Source organism: Chitinolyticbacter albus, from assembly GCF_024437655.1.
In the GTDB taxonomy this organism is placed as follows: Bacteria; Pseudomonadota; Gammaproteobacteria; order Burkholderiales; family Chitinibacteraceae; genus Chitinolyticbacter; species Chitinolyticbacter albus.
Genome location: NZ_JANBVF010000026.1, coordinates 24,841 through 33,419 on the forward strand (window position 1 = coordinate 24,841; position 8,579 = coordinate 33,419).

Genomic DNA, 8,579 nt, shown 5'->3' on the forward strand with positions numbered 1-8,579 from the left:
GTTTTATTGCGCGCCCCCGTTTAGCGACCGCGGATATAGCGGTTCACTGCCTGGTTGTGCTCATCCAGCGTCTCCGAGAAGTGCGAGCTGCCATCGCCCCGTGCCACGAAATACAGCGCCTTGGAGGCCGCCGGTTGGGCAGCCGCCAACAGCGCCGCCGTTCCTGGCAACGCGATCGGCGTCGGCGGCAGGCCGGCCCGGGTATAGCTGTTGTACGGCGTATCGGTCTGCAGGTCCTTCTTGCGCAGGTTGCCATCGAACGCTTCGCCCAGGCCGTAGATCACGGTCGGATCGGTCTGCAGCCGCATGCCGATGCGTAATCGGTTCTCGAACACCGCAGCGACCATGGGCCGATCCGATTCGGCGCCGGTTTCCTTCTCGACGATGGAGGCCATGATCAAGAGCTCGTACGGCGAGCGCAGCGGGGTATCGGGCCGGCGCAGCTTCCAGGCCATCGCCAGCTGATCGCTGAGCTTGGCGTGCGCACGGCGCAGCACTTCCATATCGGAGCCGCCGACGGCAACGAAATAGGTATCGGGGAAGAACTGGCCTTCCAGCCCCGGCGCGCCGATCCCAAGCAAGGTGCGCAACTCGTCGTCGCTCATCAGCGTGGCCTCGGCCTTGAGCTTGGGCTGCGCGGCGAGCGCGGCACGCATCTGGCGCCACGTCGTGCCCTCAATCACGGTGAAGGCGATCTGACTGGCCTCGCCCCGCGCGATCTTGCCCAGTAGTTCCAGCATCGAGCTTGGCTGCTTCAGCTCGTAGACGCCGGCTTTGAGGCGCGTATCCTGCCCGGTCGCACGCGCCAGCAGGCGGAACGCGATGGCGTGATCGATCACGCCCTGCTGCGCCAATTGCGCCGCAATCGCGCGCACCGAGCCCGGGCCGACGGTCAACGTCACCGGATAAGCCAGCGGCAAGGGCCGGGTCACGTACCACCAGGCGGCCCCCGCCGCCACGGTGGCCGTCAGCAACGCGAGCAGCAAGAGATTGCGCAGCGTGCGCAGCAGGCCACCCTTATTCGGCTGCGCCGTCTTGCGCGATGATCGCGCCGGGGTCCGGGTCTTGGTCTGGGTCTTGCGTGCGGCCACGTTTTACCTCGAAGAAGCGTTTGACGGTATCGAGTTCGCGCGAGCGAAACATCGGCGGCAGGCTCTTCCATAAGAGCTTGCCATAGGGTTTGTCGACCAGCCGCGTGTCGGCGATCATCAGGATGCCGGTATCGTGCTCGTCGCGGATCAAGCGGCCGGCGCCTTGCTTGAGCGTAATGGCGGCGTGCGGCAACTGGAAGTCGACGAAGGCGTTGCGCCCGCTCTTGCTCATCTGCTCGATGCGCGCGGCCAGCACCGGGTCGTCCGGCGGCGAGAACGGCAGCTTGTCGATCACCACCAGCGACAACTGCTCACCCTTCACGTCGATGCCTTCCCAGAAGGTCTGGCTCGCCACGAGGATGGCATTGGGCGAGCGGCGAAACTTGTCCAGGAGCTCCGTGCGGCTGCCCTGGCCCTGCAGCAGCACCGGCCAGTCGAGCTTGGCGTCCTTCAAGCGCTGGGTAACGAGCTCGTGCGCCTCGCGCATCGCCCTGAGGGACGTGAACAGCAGGAAGGCGTGGCCGTGGGTCAGCTGCAGCAAGGGCCAGGCGCGCTCGACCACCTTGGCGGTGAAGCCGGGCGTATTGGCCTCGGGCATGTCGCGCGGCACATAGAGCACCGCCTGCTGCTTGTAGTCGAATGGGCTATCCCAGGTGGCGGTCTCCGCCTCCCATAAGCCCAGCTCGTGCTGGAAGTGCTTGAACTGGCCATTGACGGCGAGCGTGGCCGAAGCAAACACCCAGGCGCGCTGGCCGCTGTTGAGCTGCTTGCGAAACAGCTCGGCAATGTTGAGCGGCGTGGCGTGCAGCATATAACCGTGCGGCGTGATGTCGATCCAATGCACCGCCTCGTCGCTGTCACCTTCCTGCCAGCGCTGCACGGTCTGGCGCAGCGCGGTGGCGCGCTCGGCGCATTTCTGCAGCTCCTCGGCGCGTTCGGCCTGCGCGATCAGCTGGCCTTCCAGTTCGCCGAGCCGCGCGATCAGCTCGGCCAGCCTCGCCTCGAACTCCGGATAGCGGTTGGCGAGTTCATGCTGCGGCAAGCGTGCCGGTTCCTGGCGGAAGGTGAGCCGGAAATCGCGCACCGCTTTCTCCAGCGCCTCGGCCGCCTGCGGCAGGTGCACGTAGTCCTTGGCGATGACGAGCGCTTCGGAGCGCGCGTCGCGCGCAAGCTCGACCAGCTGGCCGGAAGTGACCGTTTCGCCGAAGAACAGGCTGGCGATCTCCGGCAGCTGGTGCGCCTCGTCGAAGATCACCGTATTGCAGGCCGGCAGCAGCTCGCCCGCACCTTCGTCGCGCAGCCAGACATCGGCAAAGAACAGGTGATGGTTGACCACGACCACGTCGGCCTCCTGCGCCTCCTTGCGCGCCTTCAGCACGAAGCAGTCCTTGTGGTTCGGGCAATCGGCGCCGAGGCAGTTATCGCGCGTGCTGGTCACATGCGCCCAGATCGGCGCGTCCTCGGGCACGCCGGCACAGCCGGCCTTGTCGCCCGACTGGGTAAGCTTGGCGTAGCGCTCGACCTTTTGCAGATCGGCGATATCCTCGCGCCGCATAAAGCGCCCTTCGTGCCGCGCCCGCTCCAGATGGTAGTGACAGACATAGTTGGCCCGCCCCTTGAGCAGGGCGATGGTCACGGGCACGCCCAGCAGCTCGCGCACCATGGGCAGGTCGCGCGCGTAGAGCTGGTCCTGCAGCGTCTTGGTCCCGGTCGAGACAATGACCTTGCCGCCGGACATCAGGGCAGGCACCAGGTAGGCAAAGGTCTTGCCGGTGCCGGTACCGGCCTCGGCGATCAGCTTGCCGCGCTCGCGGATCGCCTGCTCGACCGCCTGCGCCATTTCCACCTGCTGGCTACGCACCTTGTAGCCGGGAAACGCCTGGGCAAGCGGCCCGTCTGCGGCAAAGAGTTCGGTCAGCGTCATGGTGGCTTGAGCGAGGAGAATGCGATCATTGTACCAGCACGATCGTTCGGCAAAAAAAGAGCCCCGCGCGCAGCGGGGCCAGCAACAGGGAGATGGAGACACAACGGAGGAAAGCGTGCTCTGCACGCTACCTACGCTGGGTGTGACGCTCCTCGTTGCCGTTTTGTTTCCGGTGATTTCCGGTGAATTTAACCGGGAACCTGTTCGTTGAAGACCACGGTCTCGCCGCTATGACCGTGGCTGGCGGCGCCCATCCAGTAGATCAGTGCCGGCGCGATGCTATCGGTGGCGGGCAGGCTGTCCTTGGATTCAGCCGGGTGCGTCTTGGTGCGGAACGGCGACTGGATCGGTCCCGGCACCAGCAGGTTGATGCGCAGGTGCGGCCAGCGATCCCATTCGCTCGCGGCGATCTCCACCCAGGTCTTCTGCGCCGACTTGGCCGCGCTGTAGCCTCCCCAGAACGCCTTGGGCACCAGCGCATGGCTTTCACCCAGCACCAGCACCGAGGCATCCGGTGCCTTCTCCAGCAGCGGTAGCAGCGCGCGCGTCATCGCAAATGGCGCTGCCACGTTCACCCGGTACTGCTCGACCCATTCGTCGAGCTTCTGATTGGTCAACGGCGACAGATGCGCAAAGCCATTGGCCGCATGCAGGATGCCATCGAGCCGGCCAAACTCGCGCTGGATCAGCACCCCCATCTGCCCGAGCTCGGCCTCGTTCACCTTCGCCAGATCCATGGGGATGGCCGCCGGCTTGGCGCCACCGACCGCTTCGATCGCGTCGTAGACGCGGGCGAGCTTCTTTTCGTTGCGCCCGAGCAGGATCACTGTGGCGCCATGGCGCGCATACGCGAGTGCTGCAGCCTCGCCTAGCCCCTGACCTGCTCCGGTCACCAGGATCACCCGGTCCTTCAGTTCGTCGGCCGAAGCCTGATACGTTTTCCAGTCGCTCATTGCTGCACCGTGTTGCTGTTCAATGTCGCCATTATCCCACGCGCGGCGCGCAATCCGCTCTGCACCGCGCCTTCCAGTGTCGCCGGGTAGTCGCCCGCCGTGTAGTCGCCGGCCAGCCACAGCGTGGCGTCATGCGTGGCATTGTCCGGCCGCGCGAGACCCGGCACGCAGGCAAAAGTGGCCCGCTTCTCGGCAATGCTGCGCAGCCAGGCGGGCACGCCCCAGCCGAAGGCGGCATCGAGCTCGGCAACGATGGCGGCCTCCAGTTCGGTGCGTGGCAGCTGCGAGTGTGCGCCTTCGGCCGAGAGCACCACGGCGATGCGATTGGGCGCATCGTGGGTATACGCATGATCGAACACCCATTGCACCAGTCCGCCGGAGAGCCCGACCATGGGCTGCGGCAGCGCCGCGCGCGGGTATTCCAGATACAGCGTGACGATGGGCTGAAAATCCCAGGCCGCGACCGCGGCGGCCAGCTCGGGCGCAACACCGGCCAAGGCCATGGTCAGCCGGTGCGGCGGCAGCGCGCAGATCACGCCATCGAAGCGCCGTGCTTCGTCGTTCACCTGCCAGCCAGTCACATCGCGGCGCAGCGTTTTCACGGTGAGACCAAGTTCGACCGCACCGCCGTTCTTGGCCAGCCAGCTGGCCGCGGCATCGGGCAGCAAGGCAGAGAAGTCGATGCGCGGAAACAGAAAATCGGAATCGGTGCTGGCGCCACCCAGGCTGTCGCGCAGCACATTGAACAACACCTGGGTCGATGCCTGCTCTAGCGGCGTATTGAGCGCAGCCACCGTCAACGGCTGCCAGAAGCGGGCGATCAGCGCAGCGGGCTGCCCGGCGCGCATCAACCAGTCTGCCACGGACAGATCGGGATCACAGCGCCAACCGCCGCGCTGGGCTGACGACACCGCACGCGTCAGCGCCCAGCGCTCGGCGAGCGACAGGCCACGCGCAGTGAGCAAGGCAGCGGCCAGATGCCACGGCGCCGGCCAGGCCGGGCAGCGCATGTGAAAACCAGGCCGCACTGCCAAATCGAGCGGCGTGCGCAGGAACGCGGTATCGGGATCGACGCCGACGCGGCGCATCAGCGCCAGTAGCTCGCCATAGCCACCGATCAACAGATGCTGGCCGTTGTCGAGCAGGCGCCCATCGAGCTCGACCCGCCGCGCCCGGCCACCGAGCACGCGCCCGGCTTCGAGCACGGTGACACGCGCGCCAAGGCGGGTTGCCTCGACCGCGGCGGCCATGCCGGCATAACCACCACCGAGTACGGCGAGATGAGGACAAATTTCTGATTTCATATCAGTTCATCCGCCCGCAATTCGTAGCGCGTCGAGGCCGCGCCATCCAGCATGCGGCTACAGACGGCGCCAAAGCCCAAGGCCTGCAGTAGGCGTACGCTGCGCCGGTTGTGATCGAAGGTATACGCAGTCATCAAGGCCAGCCTGGCGTGGTTGAAGGCGTGGAACAGCAAGGCATGGCAGGCCTCGCGCATATAGCCCAGCCCCCAGTGATCCGGGTGCAGTACCCAGCCGATCTGGAATTCGTCGAGCGTGTTGTAGATCAGCTCGATCTCGCCGATCAGGGCGTCGCTGCGCCACACGCCGACGCTCCCCACGCCCCAGCGTTGCCAGCTGGCCCGGCCGACCATCAAGGCATCGCGAGAGCGCGCCTTGTCGGGCTTGGGGTACCCAGAGCAGCTGACCACGACAGGGTCGGACATGATGGCAAATACGGCGTCAAAATCATCCGCCGATAGCGGACGCAACACCAGGCGCGAAGTCGCGATTACGGTCACCGCCTCAGCCAAACCACCAGGTCCGCCACGCCAGCCACAGCTTGCGGATCGGCGTGAGCGACAGCCGCTGGTTCAGCACCTTTTCCGGGCCATCGCGCTTGATCTCGGCCAGCGTGGCGCGATAGATCGCCGCCATCACGAGACCGGTGCGCTGGCGCTTGCGATCGACGCGTGGCAGTTGGGCAAGCGCCTTGTCGTAATAGCTTTCGGCGCGCTCGATCTGGAATTGCATCAGCGCCTTGAACTCTGGGCTTTCACGATAATTGAGGATATCGGCCGCCGGCACGTTGAAGCGCTGCAGCTCTTCGACCGGCAGGTAGATGCGGCCGCGGCGCGCATCCTCGCCCACATCGCGGATGATGTTGGTCAGCTGGAATGCGATGCCGAGGTCGTGCGCATATTTTTGCGTGTCCTTGTCCTCGTAGCCGAAGATACGCGCCGCCATCAGTCCGACCACCGAAGCGACGCGGTAGCAATAGAGTTGCAGATCCTTGAAGCTGTTGTAGCGCGCCTGCTCCAGATCCATCTGCATGCCGTCGATGATCTCGAGGAAATGCTCGCGCTGCAGCTCGAACTTTTGCACCGGGCCGACCAGTGCGCGCGACACCGGGTGCTCGGGGGCGCCGGCATACAGCTTGTCGATTTCGGCCCTCCACCAGGCAAGCTTGGTACGCGCGACCGCCTCGTCGTGGCATTCGTCAACCACGTCGTCGACCTCGCGGCAGAACGCATAGAGCGCGGTAATCGCCAGCCGCTGTGCCTGCGGCAGGAAGCGGAAGCTGTAGTAGAAACTGGAGCCGCTCTGAGCGGCCTTGTCTTCGCAATATTGGTCGGGCGTCACGATGCGATCCGGCGATGTGCTGGGGGCGCATTGTACCAGCGCCCGCTTATTTGGCCTTCAGCGTTGCGGCAGGTCGAAGCGTACTTCGCGGGTGGTGCCGGAAAAACCGGGGAAGAACTGGAACAAGGCCTGGGTGAGCCAGGGTAGCGCCGGATCGAACGCGTTGTCGGATGAGGCATTGCTCGCGCTGCCTTCATAGCGCTTGGCAAAGCCACCGTCGCGCAATTGCTGGTGATCGAGAATGTCGACGCTCAGGTGGCGCGTGTAGACGATATGGGTCACCGGCACGCTACCAACGATGCCGGTTTCGGGAAAGTAGCTGGGCACCAGCACCACGCCGTTGCCGGTATTGATGCGTTGGTAGTAGATGCCGTAGCCCACCGTGCCCCACACCGGCTGCTGCGTGACCACCGTCTTGCCATCATCGACGCCATAATCGAGTGCTACCAGCCAGTCCGCATCGGCTTCGCGCTCGACTGGCGTGAGGCCCTGCGCCGCAAGCGCGTCGCTCACCCGCGTTTCAACTTCGCGCTGCAGCAGGCTCTGCGATTGGGCGGCGCCGCGCTGGAAAGTAAAGCGTTTTCCGGCAAACGGCTCGGTCAGATCGTGCCTAACGTGGACGTCGGCAACGAACTGCGGCGTGGCACAAGCGGTGAGCAGCAAGGCAAGCAGCACAACGAGGCCACGCAGCATGGCGAACTCCCGGTTAGGCGATTTTTCCCGGAATGCGCGGGGTATCGACGGAGACATCGCCACATTGCGCACGATGGCGCAGTGCATGGTCGATCAGCGTCAATGCCAGCATCGCCTCGGCAATCGGCGTCGCGCGGATGCCGACGCAGGGGTCGTGCCGGCCAGTGGTCGCCATCATGATCGCATTGCCATCCTTGTCGATCGAGCGTCGCTCCTGCGCGATGCTGGACGTCGGTTTGACAGCGATATGGGCAACGATATCCTGGCCGGTGGAAATGCCGCCGAGGATGCCGCCCGCCTCATTGGCGGCGAAGCCATCGGGCGTGAGCTCATCGCAATGCTGCGAGCCGCGCTGGGCAACGGATTTAAAGCCGGCGCCGATTTCTACGCCCTTCACCGCATTGATGTTCATCATGTTGAACGCGATGTCGGCGTCGAGCCTGTCGTACACCGGCTCACCCCAGCCCACCGGCACGTTTTCGGCCACCACGGTGATCTTGGCGCCGACCGAATCGCGTTCCTTGCGGATCGCATCCATATAGTTTTCCAGCTGCTGGATGATGCCGGCGTTGGGCGCAAAGAAAGGGTTGTTACCGACCTCGTCCCAGCTTTCGAACGGGATCTCGATCTCGCCCAACTGGCTCATATAGCCTCGGATCACGATGCCGAACTTTTCGTTCAGCCACTTCTTGGCAATGGCGCCAGCGGCCACACGCACCGCAGTTTCGCGCGCGGAGGAACGACCACCGCCGCGATAATCGCGTATCCCGTACTTGTGCCAGTAGGTGTAGTCGGCGTGGCCTGGGCGGAAAGTCTCGGCGATCTTGCCGTAGTCCTGGCTGCGCTGATCGGTGTTGCGGATCAGCAACGCGATCGGCGTGCCAGTGGTTTTGCCCTCGAACACGCCAGACAGGATTTCGACGGCGTCCGCTTCCTTGCGCTGCGTCACGTGGCGGCTGGTGCCGGGCTTGCGACGATCGAGCTCCAGCTGGATATCCTCGGTCGACAGCGCCATACCCGGAGGGCAGCCATCGACGACGCAACCGATGCCTGGACCATGGCTTTCGCCAAACGAGGTGACGGTAAACAACAGGCCTAGCGTACTGCCGGACATCGCGATTCCCCTGTAGCGCAAGCGCGCCCTATCGATTCGAATCCGGGGATTTTAACACGGCGCGTCAACCAGACCGGCGGACCACCGATTGGGGGAAGGTCAATCAATGCCCTATCTCGCGAGCAAAGCAAAACCCCCAGCCTTTCGGTCTGGGGGTTCTGG

At 64.8% G+C, this 8,579-nt stretch carries 8 protein-coding genes; all 8 read right to left on the reverse strand.

Annotation, left to right across the window (positions count from 1 at the left end; all coding sequences use genetic code 11):
- Positions 1–20 precede the first annotated feature (20 nt).
- The 8 genes from mltG to aroC all read right to left on the reverse strand — a co-directional run bounded on the left by mltG (position 21) and on the right by aroC (position 8,417).
- Entirely contained in the window at positions 21–1,091 is a 1,071-nt protein-coding gene (gene mltG, locus NLI84_RS14435; protein ID WP_255991229.1) for an endolytic transglycosylase MltG, read from the reverse strand.
- Entirely contained in the window at positions 1,018–3,015 is a 1,998-nt protein-coding gene (yoaA, locus tag NLI84_RS14440) for a DNA repair helicase YoaA (protein ID WP_255991235.1), read from the reverse strand. Before yoaA ends, mltG begins: the two co-directional genes overlap by 74 nt.
- A 188-nt stretch (positions 3,016–3,203) precedes the next feature.
- The gene (locus NLI84_RS14445; RefSeq protein WP_255991236.1) at positions 3,204–3,968 is read right to left on the reverse strand and encodes an SDR family NAD(P)-dependent oxidoreductase; all 765 of its coding nucleotides are present in this window, start codon (positions 3,966–3,968) and stop codon (positions 3,204–3,206) included.
- The gene (gene hpnE, locus NLI84_RS14450; RefSeq protein WP_255991238.1) at positions 3,965–5,272 is read right to left on the reverse strand and encodes a hydroxysqualene dehydroxylase HpnE; all 1,308 of its coding nucleotides are present in this window, start codon (positions 5,270–5,272) and stop codon (positions 3,965–3,967) included. The genes NLI84_RS14445 and hpnE overlap by 4 nt, the downstream gene beginning before the upstream one ends.
- The gene (locus tag NLI84_RS14455) at positions 5,269–5,769 is read right to left on the reverse strand and encodes a GNAT family N-acetyltransferase (protein ID WP_308445831.1); all 501 of its coding nucleotides are present in this window, start codon (positions 5,767–5,769) and stop codon (positions 5,269–5,271) included. The genes hpnE and NLI84_RS14455 overlap by 4 nt, the downstream gene beginning before the upstream one ends.
- 4 nt (positions 5,770–5,773) lie before the next feature.
- Complete coding sequence (gene hpnD, locus NLI84_RS14460) at positions 5,774–6,610, reverse strand: presqualene diphosphate synthase HpnD (RefSeq protein WP_255991241.1); 837 nt, start codon at positions 6,608–6,610, stop codon at positions 5,774–5,776.
- 57 nt (positions 6,611–6,667) lie between these two features.
- Entirely contained in the window at positions 6,668–7,303 is a 636-nt protein-coding gene (locus NLI84_RS14465) for a DUF4136 domain-containing protein (protein WP_255991242.1), read from the reverse strand.
- Positions 7,304–7,316: 13 nt separating this feature from the next.
- Positions 7,317–8,417, reverse strand: coding sequence for a chorismate synthase (aroC, locus tag NLI84_RS14470; protein ID WP_255991243.1), 1,101 nt, complete (start codon positions 8,415–8,417; stop codon positions 7,317–7,319).
- Positions 8,418–8,579 lie beyond the last annotated feature (162 nt).

Coding starts and splice junctions, on each gene's coding strand:
- yoaA (WP_255991235.1), bottom strand. CDS start 3,015: ATGACGCTGACCGAACTCTTTGCCGCAGACGGGCCGCTTGCCCAGGCG.
- NLI84_RS14445 (WP_255991236.1), bottom strand. CDS start 3,968: ATGAGCGACTGGAAAACGTATCAGGCTTCGGCCGACGAACTGAAGGAC.
- hpnE (WP_255991238.1), bottom strand. CDS start 5,272: ATGAAATCAGAAATTTGTCCTCATCTCGCCGTACTCGGTGGTGGTTAT.
- NLI84_RS14465 (WP_255991242.1), bottom strand. CDS start 7,303: ATGCTGCGTGGCCTCGTTGTGCTGCTTGCCTTGCTGCTCACCGCTTGT.
- aroC (WP_255991243.1), bottom strand. CDS start 8,417: ATGTCCGGCAGTACGCTAGGCCTGTTGTTTACCGTCACCTCGTTTGGC.